Raw genomic sequence first — 19,523 nt, 5'->3', positions numbered from 1 at the left:
TTGAGTACCCGAAGTGACCGGTGCAGTTCCTTAAGGAAGAGACGTAGCATGGATTGCGCTTCAAACCTCGGCGACGGTAGTTCAGTTCTCCTGGTGGTCGATGACTACCCGGAAAATCTCGTCAGCATGCGTGCCGTGTTACAGCGTGAAGACTGGCGAGTGATTACCGCGACTTCCGGTTTGCAGGCCCTGGAGTTGCTGCTGGAGCATGACGTCGACCTGGTGTTGCTGGACGTGCGGATGCCCGGTATGGATGGCTTCGAGGTGGCCCGTCTGATGCGCGGCAGCCAGCGCACGAGCATGACGCCGATCATCTTTCTCTCGGCCAATGCCCAGTCCCCCGACGCGGTGCTCCAGGGCTACGCCAGCGGTGCGATCGACTACCTGTTCAAACCCTTCGACCCGCATATTCTCAAGCCCAAGGTACAGGCACTGCTGGAACATCAGCGTAATCGCCGTGAGCTGCAGCGGTTGAGCCATGACCTGGAGGCCGCCCGCGCCTTCAATGCCTCGGTATTGGACAACGCCGCCGAAGGGATTCTGGTGGTGGGCGAGGGCAGCGTGATCCAGTACGCCAACCCGGCTATCTCCAGGCTGCTCAATGCCACGATGGCCGAGTTGCAGGGCGAGAGTTTCCTGAGTTTCCTGCAAAAGCCCCATGTGCCGGCCTGGCTGGGGTTCCCGATGTACGAGGCGTATTGCAAAGGCGAAACGTGGCGCTTGCACGACGCTATTTTGCGCACCAGTCGCGGTCAACAGGTGCCGGTGGCGTTGTCCTGCGCACCCTTGCCCGCAGAGCAGAAGGCAATGGTGGTGACGGTGCTGGACATGTCCGAGGTGCGCCACCTGCACCAGCAGTTGGAGTTTCAGGCGGTGACCGACCCGTTGACCGGGCTGCTCAATCGTCGGGGCTTCCACCAGACGGTGGAGAGCATGTTGTCGCGCAGCGAGCGCAATGAGCAGTCGCTGGTGCTGCTGTACCTGGACCTGGATGGCTTCAAGCGCGTCAACGACACCCTGGGCCACGACGCCGGCGATCGCGTGCTGCGCTGGGTGTCCGAGCAGATGCAGGCGTGCCTGCGCTCCTACGACATTCTTGGGCGCATGGGCGGGGATGAGTTCACGGCATTGCTGGAGCTGGAATTCCCGGAGCAGGCCGCGAAGATTGCGGAAAAACTGATCGAGCGGGTGTCGGTGTGCCAGCAGGTCGACGGTTTGGAGGTGATGCTCGGCGTCAGCATCGGTATCGCGACCTTCCCGGACTGCGGCTCGGACCTGAGCGGCCTGCTGCGCGCGGCGGACATCGCCATGTACGAAGCCAAGCGCGCCGGCCGTCAGCAATATCGCTATTACGACCATGAAATGAACGGTCGAGCCCGCTCGCGCCTGATGCTTGAAGACAGTGTGCGCACCGCGATTCAAAACAAGGATTTCGTCCTGGTGTACCAGCCCCAAGTGTCGCTGGTGGACGGGCGCTTGCGGGGTGTCGAGGCGTTGCTGCGCTGGCAGCACCCGAGTGTCGGTGACGTGCCGCCGGGATTGTTCCTGCCGCTGCTGGAAGAGGCGCGGCTGATCAGCCAGTTGAGCAGTTGGATTTACCAGCAGGTCGCTGCCCAGCGCCAGGTCTGGCAAGCGTCTTTCGATGATGAGCTGGTGTTGAGCGTGAGCCTGAGCAGCAGCCAGTTCAATACGCCCAACCTGGTCGGCCAACTGCGGCAGGTCCTCGAACGGCACGGTTTGCAGGGGCGGCAACTGGAGGTGGAAATCAGTGAAGACTGCCTGATGAGCAACCTTGAGGAATCGACCAAGCAACTCACATTGTTGCGTGAGCTGGGGGTGCGTATCGCCCTGGATGACTTTGGCGCGGGTCGCTGTTCCCTGGCCCACCTGCGCGACCTGGCGTTCGACACCCTCAAGCTTGACCCGCAATTGGTGGCCCGATTGCCAGGCTCCGCGCGGGATGCCGCAATGGCGCGCAGCATCATCGAGCTGTGCGGGCATTTTGAGGTGCTGGTGATCGCCGAAGGCGTGCAGACCCTCGAACAGGCGCAGTGGCTCAAGGCCAACGGGTGTTCATTGATCCAGGGCACCTGGGCGGCGGCACCGCTGATGGCCGAGGACGTCGTCGGTTGGTCGCACCCTCACGCGCTGTGAATTCGCTACACTGGCGGCCGTCCGAATCACATTGCAGCCCCCATGACCGCGTTGAAATACCTTCAGGCCTATCCCGCCGCCCTTCAGGAACAAGTGCGCCAATTGATCGCCAAGGACCAGTTGGGCGCCTACCTGGAGCAGCGTTACCCCGAGCGCCACGCCGTGCAGAGCGACAAGGCCCTGTACAGCTACGCCCTGGCCTTGAAGCAGGAACACCTGCGCAATGCACCGTCGATCGACAAGGTGCTGTTCGATAACCGCCTGGACCTGACCCACCGCGCCCTGGGTTTGCACACCACGATTTCCCGGGTGCAGGGCGGCAATCTCAAGTCCAAGAAAGAGATCCGCATCGCCTCGCTGTTCAAGGAGGCGGCCCCCGAGTTTCTGCGCATGATCGTGGTGCACGAACTGGCGCACTTCAAGGAATCGGACCACAACAAGGCGTTCTATAAACTCTGTGAACACATGATGCCGGGCTACCATCAGGTGGAATTCGACCTGCGGGTGTACCTGACCTGGCGCGATTTGCAGGGCAAGCCCCAATTACAAGGCGATTGACCATGGATGTGAGCAAGACCAAGAGCAGCTTTTACCGTCGCTTGTATGTGGCGTACCTGATCGACAGCGGGCTGGCCAGCAGCGTCCCGGCGCTGACTGAAGTGACCGGTATGCCGCGGCGCACGGCGCAGGACACGATTGCGGCGTTGGCCGACCTGGATATCGTGTGTGAGTTCGAGCAGGAAGAGGGTGCGCGCAATCACGCCGGGGGTTATCGGATTCGTGAGTGGGGGGCGATTGATCGGGGGTGGATCGAGGCCAATCTTGCGGCGGTCAAGCGGGTGTTGGGTTATCCCTGAGTGATGCGGTGTCTGGGCTGGCGCTATCGGGGGCAAGCCCCCTCCCACATTTGAATGTATTCACACATCAAGTGTGGGAGGGGGCTTGCCCCCGATGAGGCCCTCAAGCCCGGCGCATACCAATATGTGGAATATCGTCCTCCAGATATTCCTCACCCTCCACCACAAACCCATACCGCCCGTAATACCCCTGCAAATGCGCCTGGGCGGACAGGAAGATCGGTGTCTCGGGCCAGATCTCCTCAATCTGCTTGAGGGTCTCTTCCATCATCAAATGCCCCAGCCCGGTGCCCCGCGCAGACGGCGCGACGATCACCCGGCCAATCACCACATCGCCGCCCTGGGACTCCGGGTCGAGCAGCCGCAGGTAGGCCACCAGCTCATCCGCTTTCCAGGCCATCAGGTGGTGGGTATCGCCGGACAGGTCCTGCCCGTCGATGTCCTGGTAAACACACTGTTGCTCAACCACGAACACTTCGCCACGCAGGCGCAGGATGGCGTACAGCTGTTCCTTGCCCAGATCGTCGTGATGTCTGCAGATCCAATCGACCGTCATGAGGTGCGCTCTTGTCAAAGGCTTGGCAGGGATAGTAAGTGCGACCGGCGCTGCTGTCCAAAGCCGGTCATTTTTGTGAATGGCGTCAATTTGCCATCATTCAGTGCATGCGTGCCTGACTTCTTTGTGCAATAACCAATGCAGGCTCATTGATGAGCTACTGTTATCAGGCCATCGCCTGCCCGCCAAGGATTTTAAGCATGCCGCGATTGTCTCGTGCCGTTGCTTTGATTGCAGTGTTGTTGCTGGCTCAACCGGTATTGGCGCAGCGTTTGCGCCTGGTGGCGGACGGTTGGCCGCCGTTTACCGATGTCACCCTGATCAACGGCGGGCTGGCTACGGATATTGTCAGCACCGCGCTGGCTCGGGCCGGGTACGCGAGTGATTTTGAGCAGGTGCCTTGGGCGCGCGCGCTCAAGGGCATAGGCGATGGGCGCTACGATGTGCTGATCAACGCCTGGTACAACGATGAGCGCACGCAGTTGGGTGAGTTTTCCGCGCAATATCTGGTCAACCGCGTGCGCTTTATCAAGCGCCGCGACGACCCTGTCGATTATCAAGACCTGCAACGGTTGCACGGCGAAAGCATCGCCGTGGTGCGTGGTTATGCCTATTCGGCGGCGTTCGACCAGGATGCGCTGCTACAGAAAGTGCCGGTGCATAACTTTGCCATGGCCGTGCGGATGCTGGCGGCGAAACGTGTGCGCCTGACCCTGGAGGATGAGTTCGTGGCGCGCTACTACCTGGCGCGCGAGTCGCCCAGGGTGCGCAGCGCCGTGGAGTTCGTGGGCGAGCCGCTGAGCGAGAACAGCCTGCATATCCTGGTCAGCCTGAAGAACCCCGAGCATGCGCAGATCGTTGCCGGCTTTGACCGGGAGATCGCCAGGATGAAGGCGGATGGCAGTTATGCGAAGTTGATGAAGGCCCATGGGATGTAGCGTCTGTGCAGGCCTCATCGGGGGCAAGCCCCCTCCCACACTTTTGATTTGTGAACACCGTCAAATGTGGGAGGGGGCTTGCCCCCGATAGCGGCCTAAGCCGCGCTGGTATCCTTGATCAAGTGCGCCGCCAACGTACGCAACGGCCCCAACTGCCGACAAATCAACGCCAACTGCGTCTGCACCAGCCGCTGGCCCTCATCGATCTCATCCGGCATCTGCTCAAGCTGCGCGGCCAGTGCTTCCTCATCATCGCTCTGGATCGCAATCGGCTGTTTGTTCGCCAGCCCCGTGGCGATCTCATCAATGCTCGCTGCCAGGCTGTTGCCCGCGCCTGCGATCAACTGTTCGCGCACGTCGGCCGGCAGTTGGGTATCGCGGTGCGCGCCAAGGCCCGACAAATAGCTGAGCAGCGTGTGCGAGAGCACCAGGAAGCGGAAGCCGACGTCGGCCTCCTTACGAAAGTGCCCAGGCTCCATCAGCATATTCGCCAGGGTGGTGGACAGCGCCGCATCGGCGTTGTGCGCGTTGCGACGGGCCAGCCGGTAAGCCAGGTCGTCGCTCTTGCCGGCGGCGTACTGCTGCATGATCTGGCGCAGGTAAATGCTGTTGCAGGTCAGGGTGTTGGCCAGCACCTTGTTCAGGCGCCGGCCTTGCCAGTCCGGCAGGAACAGGAACACCGCCAGGCCCGCGATCAGGCTGCCGAGCAAGGTATCGAACAGGCGTGGCAGGAACAGTCCGTAGCCATCGCCCACCTGGTTGAAACAGAACAGCACCATCAGGGTGATCGCCGCCGTGGCCAGGGTGTAGCGCGTGGTGCGGTTGATAAAGAACACCAGGCCGGCGGCGATGGCGAACATCGACTGCACCACCGGGTTTGGGAACAGGTCGAACAGCGCCCAGGCCACGGTCAGGCCGATCGCGGTGCCGATGATCCGCTGGCCGAGCTTGCGGCGCGTCGCCCCGTAGTTCGGTTGGCAAACAAACAGCGTGGTGAGGATGATCCAGTAACCCTGGGAGGCATGGATGGCATGCAGGGTGGCGTAGCCGACGGTCAATGCCAGGGACAGGCGCAAGGCGTGGCGAAACAGCAGCGAGGTGGGCGTGAGCTGGGTGCGCAGGCGCGTCCACATTTCCTTGAGGTTGCGTGGGGCACGGTCCAGCAGGTTGCTGTCGGTGGCGTCGGCCAGGGCGTCGGGGTTGCTTGCGTCGCCGAGCAGGCGGTCGAGGGTCGACAGGTTCGCCGCCAAGGCGCGCAACGAGCGCAGCAAACCGCGCCAGGCTGGATTGCTCTGGATGCGCAGGTGTTCCAGGGAGGCATTCAAATCGCCCAGGGCTTCGGCGAAGCTGTCGTCATAAATGAACGGCTGGCGCAGTTGGATCGACTCGGCCAGGGCCTGGCAGGCCTTGCCCTGCTGGCGCAGCAGGCGTTGGCAGCGGAACAACACGTCGCTGTGGAAGAACGCGTCGGCCAGTGCGTTATACGGGTAGTGGGACGAACTGGCACGCTCGTGGATGTCCTGGGCCAGAAAGTACAGCTTCAGGTAGCGGCTGACCTTCGAGCCCGGCCGGCCATTGCCGACGCGGTGCAGGATGATTTCCTTGGCCGCATTCAACGCCGCGACCACGCGGCCATTCTGCTGGGCCAGTTCCAGGCGGCGTGCTTCCACATCCAGTTGGCGGATCGGCTCGAACAACGCAGATTTGAGCTTCAGGTAACGTCCCAGCTCGCGGAACAACCGCGCCAGGCTCTGTTGCACCGGCTGGTTGGAAAACAGTGCCTGCCACAGCACCGACAGTACGCCGTACCAGGCCGCGCCCGCCACCAGCAGCAACGGCTCGTGCCAGAAATCACTGACGGCACCGCCGCGCTGGTCCACGCCGATCATGGTGTAGACCGACAGGATCAACGTGGCCGAGGCAATCGCGCCATAGCGTTCGCCGAGCGCGCCGAGCATGGTCAGGCCGAACGTGGCCAGGGCCAGGGAGGCCGCGAAAATCCAGGGGTAGGGAAACAACAGCTCCACCGACAGCGCGGCGATGCTGAAACACACCAGCGTCACCGCCAGGGCGTTGAGACGGCCTTGCCAACTGTCATCGGTCTCGGCCAGGGCGCTGGCGATAATCCCCAGGAACAGCGGGATCAGCAGCGTCATTTCATCCTGATACCAGCACAGCGCCATGCTGCCGGTCAGGGCGATGAATACCCGAATGCTGTAGCTGAATTTATCCAGTGCCCACAGGCGTCGCAGGGACTGCTTGAACGAGGTCGATGACATGAAGTCTGGAGTCTTCCGGGACGTTGTCGCTAAATTGAGCTATCAAGGACGCCACGGCAAGGGTGGTGATCACATCCAACAGAAAATTATTCCCGCACACCCATTCTCAATGTGGAATGCAGTCAATGTGGGAGGGGGCTTGCCCCCGATAGCAGTGTGTCAGCCACTGCATGTGCAAACTGATACACCGCCATCGGGGGCAAGCCCCCTCCCACATTTGACCGAGTACACCCTTCAGGCATATTGCGCGGCTGCGTAGCCCGAAGCCCAGGCCCACTGGAAATTGAACCCGCCCAGGTGACCGGTCACATCCAGCACTTCACCGATGAAGTACAGCCCGGGGCTTTTCAGGGATTCCATGGTCTTGGACGACACTTCCCGCGTATCCACCCCGCCCAGCGTCACCTCGGCCGTGCGATAGCCCTCGGTGCCCGCCGGTACCAGTTGCCAGTTGCCGAGCTTCTCGGCGATGTCGGCGATTTCGGCATGGGTGTACTGCTTCATCGGCTTGGACGCGAACCAGGTGTCCGCCAGCAGGTTGGCCATCTTCTTAGTGAAAATCTCGCCCAGCAGTGTCTTCAACTCGCTGTTGGGACGCTCGGCCTGTTGCTGTTGCAGCCACGTGTGGGCGTCGTGGTCGGGCAGCAGATTGATCTCCACGGTGTCACCCGGCTCCCAGTAGGAGGAAATCTGCAAAATCGCCGGCCCGCTCAGGCCGCGATGGGTAAACAGCAGGTTCTCGCGAAAGCTCTGGCCGTTGCAGCTGACCAGGCAATCCACCGAGGTGCCGGACAGCTCGCCGCACAGGTCCTTGAGCTGGTCGGTGATGGTGAACGGCACCAATCCCGCGCGGGTCGGCAGCAGTTCATGGCCGAACTGTCTGGCCACTTGATAACCGAAACCGGTAGCGCCCAGGGTCGGTATCGACAAGCCGCCGGTGGCAATCACCAGGGACTCGCAGTGCAGCTCGCCCAAGGTGGTGTGCAACTGATAGCCGCTGTCGAGCCTGGCGATTTGCTGGATGGAGGTGTCCAGGTGCAGGCTCACGCCGGTCTGGATGCATTCATCGAGCAGCATGCCGAGGATGTCGCTGGACTTGTTGTCGCAGAACAGCTGGCCGAGCTTCTTTTCGTGGTACGGCACGCCGTGCTTGGCCACCAACCCGATGAAATCCCACTGGGTGTAGCGCGCCAGGGCCGACTTGCAAAAGTGCGCGTTGTGCGAGAGGAAGTTGGCCGGCTCGGTGTACAGATTGGTGAAGTTGCAGCGGCCACCACCGGACATCAGGATCTTTTTGCCGGCCTTGTTCGCATGGTCGATCAGCATCACCTTGCGCCCGCGCCCGGCGGCGGTCAGTGCGCACATCAAGCCTGCGGCGCCGGCGCCAATGATCACAACTTCGGTCGAGCGCACAGCCATGTCCTCATACAAATATTCATCTGAAATGTAATCAAAACTGTGGGAGGGGGCTTGCCCCCGATAGCGGTGTATCAGTAACAGATGGACTGACTGACACACCGCCATCGGGGGCAAGCCCCCTCCCACATTGGATCTTCATTGGATCAACGGTCGTGTTACAGGATCCGCACGCGCAACGAACGGCCTTTGATCTTGCCGTCGTTCAAGCGCTGCAGCGCCTGCTTGGCGATGCCGCGTTCCACGGCCACGAAGGCCTGGAAGTCAAAGATTGCGATTTTGCCGACCTGGGCACCCGGGATGCCGGCGTCACCCGTCAGGGCGCCGAGGATGTCGCCTGGGCGCACCTTGTCCTTGCGACCGGCGGCGATGCACAGCGTGCTCATCACCGGCAGCAGCGGGCCACCGCTCTGCGGCTTGAGGTTGTCCAGTTGATCCCAGTTCAGCGGCGACTTCTGCAGTTGCTCGATGGCCTGGGCGCGGTGCGCTTCGGACGGCGCCACCAGGCTGATGGCGAGGCCGGTCTCGCCCGCGCGACCGGTACGGCCAACACGGTGAATGTGGATTTCCGAGTCGCGGGCCAGTTCGACGTTGATCACCATGTCCAGCGAGTCGATGTCCAGGCCACGGGCGGCGACGTCGGTGGCCACCAGCACCGAGGTGCTGCGGTTGGCGAACATGGCCAGTACCTGGTCACGGTCGCGTTGCTCCAGGTCACCGTGCAGGCCGACGGCGGAAATGCCTTTGGACGTCAGGTGATCCACGGTTTCCTGCACTTGCTGCTTGGTAAAGCAGAACGCCACGCACGACGCCGGGCGGAAATGCGCCAGCACCTTGGTCACGGCGTCCATGCGTTCTTCCGGCGAGATCTCGTAGAACCGCTGTTCGATCTGATCGTCGGAGTGGAACGCTTCGGCCTTCACTTGCTGCGGCGCGCGCATGAACTTGGAGGCCAGTTGCTTGATGCTCACCGGGTAGGTGGCCGAGAACAGCAGGGTCTGGCGGCGTGCCGGGGTCTTGCTGATGATGTCTTCGATGGCGTCGTAGAAACCCATGTCGAGCATGCGGTCGGCTTCGTCGAGGATCAGCGTGTTCAAGCCGTCCAGTACCAGCGAACCTTTGCGCAGGTGCTGCTGGATGCGGCCCGGGGTGCCGACGATCACGTGGGCACCGTGCTCAAGGGAGGCGATCTGCGGGCCGAGGGACACGCCGCCGCACAGGGTCAGCACCTTGATGTTGTCTTCGGCGCGGGCCAGGCGACGGATTTCCTTGGCCACCTGGTCGGCCAGCTCGCGGGTCGGGCACATCACCAGGGCCTGGCACCCGAAATAGCGCGGGTTGATCGGGTTCAGCAGGCCGATACCGAAGGCGGCGGTCTTGCCGCTGCCGGTCTTGGCCTGGGCAATCAGGTCCAGCCCCTTGAGGATCACCGGCAAGCTCTGCGCCTGGATCTGCGTCATCTCGACATAACCCAGCGAGTCGAGGTTAGCCAGCATGGCGGCGGACAGGGGCAAAGTATTAAAAGCGGTGGCGATGGTGGTCACGGGACTGGCTCTGCAAAACAAAATGTCGCGCAGTGTACCAGTCTCGTGGGAATTTCCCCGCAAGTTCTAGACGAGACGCCGGTCAGTGCTCGATATCATGCTCGCGGCTGACCACGCGTTTGCCGTCTTTTGGCGACAATTGCAGGAAGATCGCCGCCGCCAGCATCGCCATGATGCCCACGGTGAGGAACGTCAGCTGGAACGCGCCGAGCACCGTGTTCACCCCATCGTTGCCGGTCTCCAGGGTGAACCCGCCGAGCAGGGCACCGGCGCAGGCCACGCCCAGGCTCAGGGACAGTTGTGCCACCACCGACAGCAAACTGTTGCCGCTGCTGGCCTGGGCGTCGTCGAGGTCGATCAGGGTCACGGTGTTCATCGCCGTGAATTGCAGCGAGTTGATGGCGCCGAGCACCGCCAGCATCGCCAGCAGCAGCGGGTAAGGGGTTTGTTCGCTGACCAGGCCCATGCTTGCGAGCATGGCGCCCAGGGCCAGGGTGTTGCCGGTGAGCACCACGCGATAACCCAGGCGCTCGATCAACGGCCGGGCGATGGACTTGGCAAACATCGCCGCCGCCGCCAGCGGCAGCATGCTCATGCCGGCCTGTGACGGCGAATAACCCAGCGCCACCTGCAACAGCAAGGGCACCAGGAACGGCAGCGCACCGCTGCCCAGGCGCGCGAACAGGTTACCGAGGATGCCCACGGCAAAGGTGCGGGTCTTGAACAGCACCGGCGAGAACAGGGCGTTGTCGATATGCCCGGCGCGCAGCCAATACGCCGCCAGGCACGCCAGCCCGCCGAACAGCAGCAACATCACCCGCAGGTGCGGCAGGTGCAGTTCGCCCAGGCCCTCCATGGCGATGGTGATCAGCACCATGGCCGCGCCGAACAGCAGGAAGCCGAGGCTATCGAAACGCGTGCGCTCGCTGCCGCGCAGGTCGGGGATGAACTTCCACACCGCGTAGCAGCCGATCATGCCCACCGGCAAGTTGATCAGGAAGATCCAGTGCCAGGTCAGGTATTGCACCATCCAGCCGCCCAGGGTCGGGCCGAGCAATGGGCCGAGCAGGCCGGGGATGGTAATGAAGCCCATGATCCGCACCAGCTCGGAACGGGGATAGGCGCGCAGGACCACCAGGCGCCCGACCGGCAGCATCAGCGCGCCGCCCAGGCCCTGGATCACCCGCGCACCCACCAGCATGCTCAAGCTGCTGGACAAGGCGCACAACAATGATCCGATGCTGAACAGCAGGATGGCGCCAAAGAAGATTTTCTTGGTGCCGAAGCGGTCGGCGATCCAGCCCGACGCGGGGATCAGCAAGGCGACGGTGAGCATGTAGGCAATGACCACGCCCTGCATGCGCAGCGGGTTTTCCGCCAGGTCCCGGGCCATGGCCGGCAGCGCCGTGTTGAGGATCGTCCCGTCCAGCGACTGCATGAAGAAGGCAATCGCGACCACCCAGGGGAGCCAGCGGGCGGTCTTGGCGTCGAGAGGGGCACGATTCGGCATGGGAACCCTTTTGTTAGCAGGCTATGTGTTGGCGATTATGCGCCATTCGTCGCTGTTTTTCCCACTAGCGGTTCGTCTATAGCCGACAACGCGGCGTGCTCGCCCACCAGAAAATCCAGCAAGGCACGATGCACCGCCAGCGCCGCCTCGCGTGATTCCAGGTCGAGCAAATGGCCGGTGTGTTCGGCCACGGCGAAACTGCTGCGCCCTACGTAATCGCCGAACAAACGGGCTTCGGCGGCAGGGGTGTATTCGTCCAGCGTACCGTTGAGGAAGTGCACCGGTGTTGCAATGTGCCGCAGCGCCGGCAAGTAGTTGCCATCGCCCAGCGCCAACACCTGGTGGATATGAAAACGCGCCTGGCGATATTCGGTGGTGGCCATGTTCGACAGGTGGCGGTGGTTGTTGCGCTTGAGGCGCGGCGACAGGTATTTGCCGACTGTCTCGTTGAGCAGGTGGCCCACGGCGGATTTGTCATCGGCCTCGATCAGCACACGCACGCGCTCCACGTACGCAAGCATGGCCGGGTTGAGGTTGGGGGCGAGGGCCATCACCACCGAGCTTTCGATGGACGGCGGGTTGTGCGCCAGGGTCAGCAGCGTGGAGATACCGCCCCAGGAGGCCGATACCAGGTGGTTGACCTCGAAGCGCTCCACCAGGGCGCGGAGCATCTGCACTTCGTCGTCCTTGGTCACCAGGTCCAGGTCGGTGTTGTATTCACGCGAGTAGCCGGAGAAAGGCAGGTCGAACAGCACCACATTGAAATGCCCGGCCAGGCACCTGCTGGTGCGCGCAAAGGCACGCGTGGTGGACAGTGCACCGTTGACCAGCAACACGGTTTTTCTGCGCGGGTCGTTGCCCAGTTGCTCTACATGGACGTTGTAGTGCTTGTACAGCTTCTCTATGACAAAACTTCCCTGGGTCATCGCAACACTCCCTGTTGTGTGGCGGTATGCCACTAGCTCTTATAACGAGGTTTTTTGCAGGCGACAACAGGCCTGCCCGCGAAGAGCACGAAGAAGGGAATTGGCGGTAGGAAGGGTTGAAACCGAGCTGTCTGAAATCAACTCAGGACAATGTGGGAGGGGGCTTGCTCCCGATAGCAGTGTGTCAGTCAGTACATGTGTCACTGATACACCGTCATCGGGAGCAAGCCCCCTCCCACAGGGGGTTTGTATTTACAACGTCAGGGTCAGGCGTTTGACCAGGGCGCCCGGCAGCAGATTGGACGCGGTGTTGCGCTGGCTGTAGGTACTGGCCGACAGCAGCAGTTCCCGTTCAATCGTCAACGCTTCCAGCTGTGAGCCAAGCAGGCTGTACACACTGTCATCAAAGCGCATGGTGCTGACCGGGGCCTTGATCTCGCCGTCTTCCACCCAGAACGTGGCGAAGCGGGTCATGCCGGTCAGGCGCGCCGCCGGCAGGTCGGAGTAGTTCAGGTACCACAGGTTGCTGATGTACAGCCCGGTGCCCAATTGCTTGAGGACATCGGCCTGGGCCAGGTTGCCGGCGGCCATCTGCAGGGCGCTGGGGGACTCGTCGCCGCCGGCGCCGTTGGCGCTGAGGCCATATTCGGCGGCGCTGCGCGAGTTGACCAGTTGCCCGTCGGCGCGGCCTGCATCGATCAACCTGACATCGCTGCGCGGGTAGCCTTCCGGGGAAAAGGCCTGGCTCAGTGAACCGCTGATCTGCTCGCTGACGGTCACCAGCGGGCTCAGGTGCTGTTCGCCGGCATACAGGCGTTGCAACGAGCTGCCTTTGCTGGCGATGGCCTGGGCGGAAAAACCGCCCCAGGTCACGATGCTGATGATCTCTTCGAGTGCCGCCGGAGCGAGGTAGGCGCGGTACTGTCCGGGCGCCAGCGGGTGCAGCGGTCGGCCCAGGAAGTGGAGCTGGTCGCGCGCCTGTTGGACGCGCCGGGCGAACTCGGCACTGTCCCAGGTGTGCCCGGCGTAGCTGGCCTTGACCGCTTCGCCATTGGCGTGGAACAGGCTGAAGTCGAAGTTGAAGCTATTGGCCTGGTGCCAGCCGAACGCGCCGTCGGAGCTGGCAAAGCCACGGCTGATGGGACCGGCGGCATAGAAGCCGACCATGTCCACGTCTTCTGCAGCCTGGCTGATGTCTTGCAGCACCTGGGCCAGCTTCGGCAGGGGGCGTAGCTGTTCGTTGTGACTGTGCCAGGCGTCGTGGTTCAGCAACAGGTACGGGTCCGCCGGCAGTAACGGCAAGGTTTCGCGCAGTTGTTGCAGGCCATCGGCCAGACGCTGGCGATCCAGCGCCGGCTCGCCGGACAGGGTGATGCCCAGGTCGGCGTGGCGGCCGTCGTTGATCAGCTTGAGGTTCAGGCTCGATTGTTGCACCTGGCCGGCCTGGCGTACCTGCGCGTGGTTGAACCGCACGAACTCCGACGATTCATCCGCGTAGCCGAGGTGAAATTGCTCTTTATCGGTGATGGCCTGCTTGAGCCAGTCCACCAGTGCCTTGAAGTTATTCATCAGGCGTCTCCCCCGAATACATCGACGTTGCTGAACACACAGGCCGGCGACGCATGGCCGACGCGGATCACCTGGTTGGGTTCACCCTTGCCGCAGTTCGGCGTGCCCAACACCTTGAAGGTGCTGGCATCGCCGACCGCGCTGAGGTTGCGCCAGAACTGCGCGGAAATGGCGCGGTAGTTGGGGTTCTTCACCACACCCTTGAGTTCGCCGTTTTCGATCAACTGGCCCCACTCACACCCGAACTGGAACTTGTTGCGCGCATCGTCGATGGACCACGAACGATTGGTCGACATCAGGATGCCGTGTTCAATACCGCCCACCAGTTGCGCGAGGTTTTTATCGCCGGGCTCGATATTCAAGTTGGCCATGCGATCGATGGGCGGGCGATTCCAGCCGCAGGCGCGGCTGTTGGCGACGCCTGGCAGGTTGGCGCGAAATTGCGACAACGCGCCGCCCAACGGCTTGAGCAGCAGCCCTTCGCGGATCAGGAACTGCTTGCTGGCGCGGGTGCCGTCATCGTCATGGCTGTAGCTGGCAAGCTGCTCGGGGATGTCCGGGTCGAAGGTCACGTTGAGCAGCGCTGAACCGTATTGCAGGTGGCCGAAGTCGCTGGCCTTCACAAAGCTGGTGCCGGCGTAGTTGCGCTCGTCGCCGAGGATGCGGTCCAGCTCCAGCGGATGGCCGATGGACTCGTGGATCTGCAGGATCATCTGGTCGGGCATCAGCAGCAGGTCACGCGGACCCTGGGGCGTGTTCGGTGCCAGCAACAGTTGCAGGGCCTCGTCGGCCACGCGCGGCGCGGCGCCGATCAGGCCGAAGCGGCTGATCACGTCAAACCCGCCTTGCTGGCCGAAGTTGCTGCCGCCGAGGGTGCGGGTCTGGCTGTCGTTACCGTCGAAGGCCGTGACATTGACGCCGGGGAACACAAAGCGCTGGGCCTGGCGCAATTGGGCGCCGGCGGTGTTGAGGTAGATCTGTTCGACGGTGGTCTGGCCCAGACTCACGTCCCAGCTGACCAGGCGCTCATCCCTGGGCACGGCAGCCGACTCATCGCCGAGCAGTTGGTAGCAGTCGCTCAGGGTGGGGAAGGGCTGGTCGAAGTCGGGCGACAGGTAGTCGGCAACGTCACTGGACACCGCTTGCTCGCGCAGGTCGAGCAGGGCGTGGGGCAGGATCTGCCGGGCCTGCTGCTCGGCGCGCTCGAGGGCGGCTTGCAGGCCGGCCAGGGAAATATCGTTGGTCGCGGCGTAGGCTTCCACGCCGTTGAGGCGCACGGTGAGCATGGCGCCTTCGTCGTGGCTCAGGTGGGGCGGTTCGGCGACGTTCTTGCGTACCGACAGGTATCGGCCGGATTCGCGGACATAGCGCAGGGAGAAGAATTGGGCGTTGGTGCGCAGGGCACTGAAGTGTTTCTTGAGCGTGGCGTGGTGTTCGAACATGGGGCCTTCCTTGTGGGCGGCTCAGCGCGGGCAGGCCAACAGAGTAGGCCGGGGTTGGGAGCTGATCAAGGGAGGTGGTTGTGTGTTGTTTGTTCGGGCCTCATCGGGGGCAAGCCCCCTCCCACATTTGAAGGTGTTCACAAATCAAAGTGTGGGAGGGGGCTTGCCCCCGATGGGAGTGCCGCAGTGTTTCAGTTACTGCGCAATTTCACGCATCGGCTTGCCACGCACCGGCGCATCGCCGGCCACGTAGTAGTCGGCGGTGCTGCGCGGCAGTGGCGCGCGGCCACGGATCTTGTCGGCGATTTTCTCGGCGATCATGATCGTCGGTGCGTTCAGGTTACCGGTGGTGATGATCGGCATGATCGACGCATCCACCACACGCAAACCCTGCATGCCGTGCACGCGGCCTTCGCCGTCGACCACCGCCATCTCGTCGGTGCCCATCTTGCACGAGCAGGACGGGTGGAACGCGGTCTCGGCGTGCTCGCGGATGAACTTGTCCAGTTGCTCATCGGTTTGCACGTCGATACCCGGGCTGATTTCGCGGCCACGGTAAGGGTCCAGCGCCGGCTGCTGCATGATTTCGCGGGTCAGGCGGATGCCGTCACGAAATTCCTGCCAGTCCTGTTCGGTGGCCATGTAGTTGAAAAGGATGCTCGGGTAGTCCCGTGGGTTCTTCGACTTCAGGTGCACGCGGCCACGGCTTGGCGAACGCATGGAACCCATGTGCGCCTGGAAGCCGTGCTCTTTCACGCCGTTGCTGCCGTTGTAGTTAATGGCGACCGGCAGGAAGTGGTACTGGATGTTCGGCCATTCGAATTCCGGGCGCGAACGGATAAAACCGCCGGCCTCGAACTGGTTGCTGGCGCCGATACCGGTGCCGTTGAACAGCCATTCGGCACCGATGGCCGGCTGGTTGTACCAAAGCAGCGAGGGGTACAGCGACACGGGCTGGGTGCAGGCGTACTGCAGGTAAAGCTCAAGGTGATCCTGCAGGTTTTCGCCGACGCCTGGCAGGTCATGGACCACCGGGATGTCGAGGCTTTCCAGCAATTTGGCCGGGCCGACGCCGGAGCGTTGCAGCAGTTGCGGCGAGGCGATTGCGCCGCTGCACACCAGCACTTCCTTGCGCGCACGGGCTTCGACGCGCTCTTCGGCAGCGCCGATCAGGTAACGCACGCCGACCGCACGCTTGCCTTCGAACAACACCTTGTCGGTGAGGGCGTGGGTGACGATGGTCAGGGTCGAACGCTTTTTAGCCGTGTCCAGGTAACCGCGTGCGGTGCTGGCGCGACGGCCATTGGGCGTGACGGTACGGTCCATCGGGCCGAAGCCTTCCTGCTGGTAGCCGTTCAAGTCTTCGGTACGCGGGTAACCGGCCTGTACGCCGGCTTCGACCATGGCGTGGAACAGCGGATTATTGCCTGCTTTGGGCGTGGTCACGCTGACCGGGCCTTCGCCGCCGTGGTAGTCGTTGGGGCCGATGTCGCGGGTTTCGGCCTTGCGGAAATACGGCAGGCAGTCCAGGTAGGTCCAGTCTTCCAGGCCCGGCAGCTTCGACCAGTTGTCGTAGTCCATGGCGTTGCCGCGGATGTAGCACATGCCGTTGATCAGGGAAGAGCCACCCAGGCCCTTGCCGCGACCGCATTCCATGCGGCGACCGTCCATGTGCGGCTCTGGATCGGTCTCGTAGGCCCAGTTATAGCGGCGGCCTTGCAGCGGGAAGGCCAGGGCGGCCGGCATCTGGGTACGGAAGTCGAGACGGTAGTCCGGGCCACCGGCTTCCAGCAACAGGACGGTGACGCCTTCGTCTTCGGTCAGGCGAGTCGCCAGGGTGTTGCCGGCGGAGCCGGCACCCACAATGATGTAGTCGTATTCTTGGGACATTGGATGCACCCTCTTTGAAGTGTGGTCAGGTCGGGCCGCTATCGGGGGCAAGCCCCCTCCCACATTTGAAGGTGTTCACAAATCAAAGTGTGGGAGGGGGCTTGCCCCCGATAGCGGCCTCAAAGGCACTACAAATCCTGGTTCTTAGAACACCGAGGCGTAATCACCCAATTCAACCTGTACCGATTTGATGCGCGTGAAGTTGTTCAGCGAGCTGATCCCGTTCTCACGGCCCACACCCGATTGCTTGTAGCCACCCACCGGCATCTTGGCGTCGGACTCGCCCCAGGCGTTGATCCAGCAGATACCCGCTTCCAGTTGATGAATCACGCGGTGAGCGCGGTTCAGGTCCTTGGTGACCAGGCCGGCTGCCAGGCCGAAGTCGGTGTCGTTGGCGCGGCGGATCACTTCTTCTTCGGTTTCATAGGTGAGGATGCTCATCACCGGGCCAAAGATTTCTTCACGCACGATGGTCATGTCGTCGGTGCAGTCGGTGAACACGGTCGGGGCCACGAACGCGCCTTTGGCCAAGTCGCCGTCGGTCAGGCGATCGCCGCCGCACAGCAGGCGTGCGCCTTGCTCTTTGCCCTTGGCGATGTAGCCCAGCACGCTTTCCATGTGGGCGAAGCTGACCAGCGGGCCGAAGTTGGTGTTGTCGTCCTGCGGGTCGCCTACACGGATGCGCGCAACACGTTCAAGAATCTTGGCTTCGAACGCTGCTTGCAGATGCTTGGGCACGAACACGCGGGTGCCGTTGGTGCAGACCTGGCCGGAGCTGTAGAAGTTGGCCATCATCGCGATGTCGGCGGCGCGATCCAGGTCGGCGTCTTCGAACACGATCAGCGGCGACTTGCCGCCCAGTTCCATGGTCACTTCCTTGAGCGAGGAGCTCGACGCGCTGGCCATGACTTTCTTGCCGGTGTCGGTGCCGCCGGTGAACGAGACTTTCTCGATGCGCGGGTGCTCGGTCAGCCAGGTGCCGACTTCACGGCCGCTGCCGGTCAGTACGTTGAACACACCGGCCGGAACGCCGGCTTCGGTGTAGATCTCGGCCAGTTTCAGGGTGGTCAGCGAGGTGACTTCGCTGGGCTTGAAGATCATCGCGTTACCGGCAGCCAGGGCCGGTGCGGATTTCCACAGGGCGATCTGGATCGGGTAGTTCCACGCGCCGATACCGGCGACCACGCCCAGCGGCTCGCGGCGGGTGTAGACGAATGAGGTGTCGCGCAGCGGAATCTGCTCGCCTTCGATGGCCGGCACCAGGCCCGCGTAGTATTCCAGCACGTCGGCGCCGGTGACGACGTCGACGTATTTGGTTTCGGAGAACGCCTTGCCGGTGTCCAGGGTTTCCAGGGCGGCCAGCTCATCGTTGCGCTCGCGCAGGATGTCGACGGCGCGGCGCAGGATGCGCGAACGCTCCATGGCGGTCATGGCGGCCCAGATCTTCTGGCCTTTTTCGGCGCTGACCACGGCACGTTCAACGTCTTCCTTGGTAGCGCGTTGCACTTGGGCGAGAACTTCACCGTTAGCCGGGTTGATGGCTTCGAAGGTGGCATCGCTGCCAGCGTCGCTGTAGCCGCCGTCAATGTAGAGTTTTTGCAGTTCGAAACGGGCCATAAAGTCCTCGCAAGTGCATAAGTGGTTGGCGCGGTTCGGGAGTTGAGCGGTTATGTGCTCTGACTCACCTGCTTGGCCAATTGGAAATCCATGTATTCGTGAGCAATGCGTTGCGCCTGCTCCGTGTCGAAAGCGTCTCCCGACAGGGCACCGCGCAACCACAAACCGTCGATCAGGGCCGCCAGGCCTCGGGCTGCGCTGCGTGCTTCGGGCAACGGCAGCGCACGGCGGAACTGGCAACACAGGTTGGAATACAGACGTTGATCGTTGATCCGCTGCAACCTGTGCAAAGACGGGTGGTGCATGCTGGAGGCCCAGAAGGCCAGCCAGGTTTTCATTGCCGGGCCGTTGACCTGGCTGGCGTCGAAGTTGCCGGCGACGATCACCTGGAGGTGGGCGCGCGGGCTGTCATCCTTCAACGCTTGTCGACGTGCGTGGATGTTTTCCATCAGCACGCTCATCAAGTACTGCATCGTCGCTGCGATCAGGCCGTTCTTGTCCCGAAAGTAGTGACTGATGATGCCGTTCGAGACGCCTGCCAAACGGGCGATCAGCGCAATGCTGGCATCTCCCATTCCGACTTGATCGATGGCCGTCATCGTGGCTTCGATCAACTGCTGGCGGCGTATGGGTTGCATACCGACCTTGGGCATGTAGCACCTCTCCTTTGGCCTGCCGACAGGCGATCCACGTCCGTCGGCTTGAAGGCCAGTCTATTTTGTTTTGATTGAACGTTCAATCAACAAAGAATAAGCTCTGCGACAAATGGTCGCTGCCTACAGAAGTTTCCTACCTGAGAGCCGCGACCTCTGACACCTGCTAAAA

The 19,523-nt window shown here is 62.5% G+C and carries 15 protein-coding genes; 4 read left to right on the top strand and 11 right to left on the bottom strand.

What is annotated here, in order from left to right:
* The first annotated feature begins 48 nt into the window (after nucleotides 1-48).
* The 3 genes from BFP90_RS06715 to BFP90_RS06705 are packed head-to-tail and all read left to right on the top strand — an operon-like array spanning nucleotide 49 to nucleotide 3,011.
* Nucleotides 49-2,154 carry a putative bifunctional diguanylate cyclase/phosphodiesterase gene (locus BFP90_RS06715; protein ID WP_065896303.1) on the top strand — a complete coding sequence of 702 codons (2,106 nt, stop codon included), beginning with the start codon at nucleotides 49-51 and terminating at the stop codon, nucleotides 2,152-2,154.
* Between the two features lie 42 nt (nucleotides 2,155-2,196).
* Nucleotides 2,197-2,712, top strand: a complete 516-nt coding sequence (locus tag BFP90_RS06710; protein ID WP_065885410.1) for a M48 metallopeptidase family protein — start codon at nucleotides 2,197-2,199, stop codon at nucleotides 2,710-2,712.
* Nucleotides 2,713-2,714: 2 nt separating this feature from the next.
* Nucleotides 2,715-3,011: a winged helix-turn-helix domain-containing protein gene (locus BFP90_RS06705; protein ID WP_065885411.1), complete on the top strand. Its 297-nt coding sequence runs from the start codon at nucleotides 2,715-2,717 to the stop codon at nucleotides 3,009-3,011.
* 103 nt (nucleotides 3,012-3,114) lie between these two features.
* Here BFP90_RS06705 and BFP90_RS06700 read toward each other — a convergent pair whose 3' ends face one another.
* Nucleotides 3,115-3,567: a GNAT family N-acetyltransferase gene (locus BFP90_RS06700; RefSeq protein ID WP_065896302.1), complete on the bottom strand. Its 453-nt coding sequence runs from the start codon at nucleotides 3,565-3,567 to the stop codon at nucleotides 3,115-3,117.
* A 200-nt stretch (nucleotides 3,568-3,767) separates the two neighbouring features.
* Here BFP90_RS06700 and BFP90_RS06695 point away from each other — a divergent pair, with 200 nt between their 5' ends.
* The gene (locus BFP90_RS06695; protein ID WP_065892438.1) at nucleotides 3,768-4,505 is read left to right on the top strand and encodes a substrate-binding periplasmic protein; all 738 of its coding nucleotides are present in this window, start codon (nucleotides 3,768-3,770) and stop codon (nucleotides 4,503-4,505) included.
* Nucleotides 4,506-4,600: 95 nt separating this feature from the next.
* On the opposite strand, the gene yccS is transcribed toward BFP90_RS06695, so the two are convergent.
* The 10 genes from yccS to betI form a co-directional block, all read right to left on the bottom strand.
* Nucleotides 4,601-6,784, bottom strand: coding sequence for a YccS family putative transporter (gene yccS / locus BFP90_RS06690; RefSeq protein WP_065896301.1), 2,184 nt, complete (start codon nucleotides 6,782-6,784; stop codon nucleotides 4,601-4,603).
* 234 nt (nucleotides 6,785-7,018) lie between these two features.
* On the bottom strand, nucleotides 7,019-8,197 hold the full coding sequence (locus BFP90_RS06685; protein ID WP_065896315.1) for an NAD(P)/FAD-dependent oxidoreductase: 1,179 nt from the start codon (nucleotides 8,195-8,197) through the stop codon (nucleotides 7,019-7,021).
* 161 nt (nucleotides 8,198-8,358) lie between these two features.
* Complete coding sequence (gene dbpA / locus BFP90_RS06680; RefSeq protein ID WP_240995367.1) at nucleotides 8,359-9,696, bottom strand: ATP-dependent RNA helicase DbpA; 1,338 nt, start codon at nucleotides 9,694-9,696, stop codon at nucleotides 8,359-8,361.
* 130 nt (nucleotides 9,697-9,826) lie between these two features.
* Nucleotides 9,827-11,254 (bottom strand): multidrug transporter subunit MdtD, encoded by a 1,428-nt coding sequence (gene mdtD, locus BFP90_RS06675; protein ID WP_065885417.1) that lies wholly within the window; start codon nucleotides 11,252-11,254, stop codon nucleotides 9,827-9,829.
* 35 nt (nucleotides 11,255-11,289) lie between these two features.
* A complete protein-coding gene (locus tag BFP90_RS06670) occupies nucleotides 11,290-12,180 on the bottom strand; it encodes an alpha/beta fold hydrolase (RefSeq protein WP_065892440.1) in 891 nt (296 codons plus the stop codon).
* A gap of 252 nt (nucleotides 12,181-12,432) precedes the next feature.
* Nucleotides 12,433-13,749 carry a TldD/PmbA family protein gene (locus tag BFP90_RS06665; protein ID WP_065896300.1) on the bottom strand — a complete coding sequence of 439 codons (1,317 nt, stop codon included), beginning with the start codon at nucleotides 13,747-13,749 and terminating at the stop codon, nucleotides 12,433-12,435.
* A complete protein-coding gene (locus BFP90_RS06660; RefSeq protein WP_065896299.1) occupies nucleotides 13,749-15,191 on the bottom strand; it encodes a TldD/PmbA family protein in 1,443 nt (480 codons plus the stop codon). The genes BFP90_RS06665 and BFP90_RS06660 overlap by 1 nt, the downstream gene beginning before the upstream one ends.
* 195 nt (nucleotides 15,192-15,386) lie before the next feature.
* Nucleotides 15,387-17,081, bottom strand: a complete 1,695-nt coding sequence (betA, locus tag BFP90_RS06655; RefSeq protein WP_065896298.1) for a choline dehydrogenase — start codon at nucleotides 17,079-17,081, stop codon at nucleotides 15,387-15,389.
* 144 nt (nucleotides 17,082-17,225) lie between these two features.
* Nucleotides 17,226-18,698: a betaine-aldehyde dehydrogenase gene (gene betB / locus BFP90_RS06650; RefSeq protein WP_065896297.1), complete on the bottom strand. Its 1,473-nt coding sequence runs from the start codon at nucleotides 18,696-18,698 to the stop codon at nucleotides 17,226-17,228.
* A 50-nt stretch (nucleotides 18,699-18,748) separates the two neighbouring features.
* On the bottom strand, nucleotides 18,749-19,351 hold the full coding sequence (gene betI / locus BFP90_RS06645) for a transcriptional regulator BetI (protein WP_057723583.1): 603 nt from the start codon (nucleotides 19,349-19,351) through the stop codon (nucleotides 18,749-18,751).
* Between the last annotated feature and the right edge of the window lie 172 nt (nucleotides 19,352-19,523).

Source organism: Pseudomonas sp. 24 E 13, assembly GCF_900004715.1.
GTDB lineage: Bacteria > Pseudomonadota > Gammaproteobacteria > Pseudomonadales > Pseudomonadaceae > Aquipseudomonas > Aquipseudomonas orientalis_A.
Note: the sequence above shows the minus strand (reverse complement) of the source record. Positions and strands in the feature narration are given on the sequence as shown.

What these genes read in the sequence shown, in the direction of transcription:
- BFP90_RS06715 (WP_065896303.1), top strand. Translation starts at nt 49, where the DNA reads ATGGATTGCGCTTCAAACCTCGGCGACGGTAGTTCAGTTCTCCTGGTG.
- BFP90_RS06710 (WP_065885410.1), top strand. Translation starts at nt 2,197, where the DNA reads ATGACCGCGTTGAAATACCTTCAGGCCTATCCCGCCGCCCTTCAGGAA.
- BFP90_RS06705 (WP_065885411.1), top strand. Translation starts at nt 2,715, where the DNA reads ATGGATGTGAGCAAGACCAAGAGCAGCTTTTACCGTCGCTTGTATGTG.
- BFP90_RS06700 (WP_065896302.1), bottom strand. Translation starts at nt 3,567, where the DNA reads ATGACGGTCGATTGGATCTGCAGACATCACGACGATCTGGGCAAGGAA.
- BFP90_RS06695 (WP_065892438.1), top strand. Translation starts at nt 3,768, where the DNA reads ATGCCGCGATTGTCTCGTGCCGTTGCTTTGATTGCAGTGTTGTTGCTG.
- yccS (WP_065896301.1), bottom strand. Translation starts at nt 6,784, where the DNA reads ATGTCATCGACCTCGTTCAAGCAGTCCCTGCGACGCCTGTGGGCACTG.
- dbpA (WP_240995367.1), bottom strand. Translation starts at nt 9,696, where the DNA reads ATGCTGGCTAACCTCGACTCGCTGGGTTATGTCGAGATGACGCAGATC.
- mdtD (WP_065885417.1), bottom strand. Translation starts at nt 11,254, where the DNA reads ATGCCGAATCGTGCCCCTCTCGACGCCAAGACCGCCCGCTGGCTCCCC.
- BFP90_RS06670 (WP_065892440.1), bottom strand. Translation starts at nt 12,180, where the DNA reads ATGACCCAGGGAAGTTTTGTCATAGAGAAGCTGTACAAGCACTACAAC.
- BFP90_RS06665 (WP_065896300.1), bottom strand. Translation starts at nt 13,749, where the DNA reads ATGAATAACTTCAAGGCACTGGTGGACTGGCTCAAGCAGGCCATCACC.
- BFP90_RS06660 (WP_065896299.1), bottom strand. Translation starts at nt 15,191, where the DNA reads ATGTTCGAACACCACGCCACGCTCAAGAAACACTTCAGTGCCCTGCGC.
- betA (WP_065896298.1), bottom strand. Translation starts at nt 17,081, where the DNA reads ATGTCCCAAGAATACGACTACATCATTGTGGGTGCCGGCTCCGCCGGC.
- betB (WP_065896297.1), bottom strand. Translation starts at nt 18,698, where the DNA reads ATGGCCCGTTTCGAACTGCAAAAACTCTACATTGACGGCGGCTACAGC.
- betI (WP_057723583.1), bottom strand. Translation starts at nt 19,351, where the DNA reads ATGCCCAAGGTCGGTATGCAACCCATACGCCGCCAGCAGTTGATCGAA.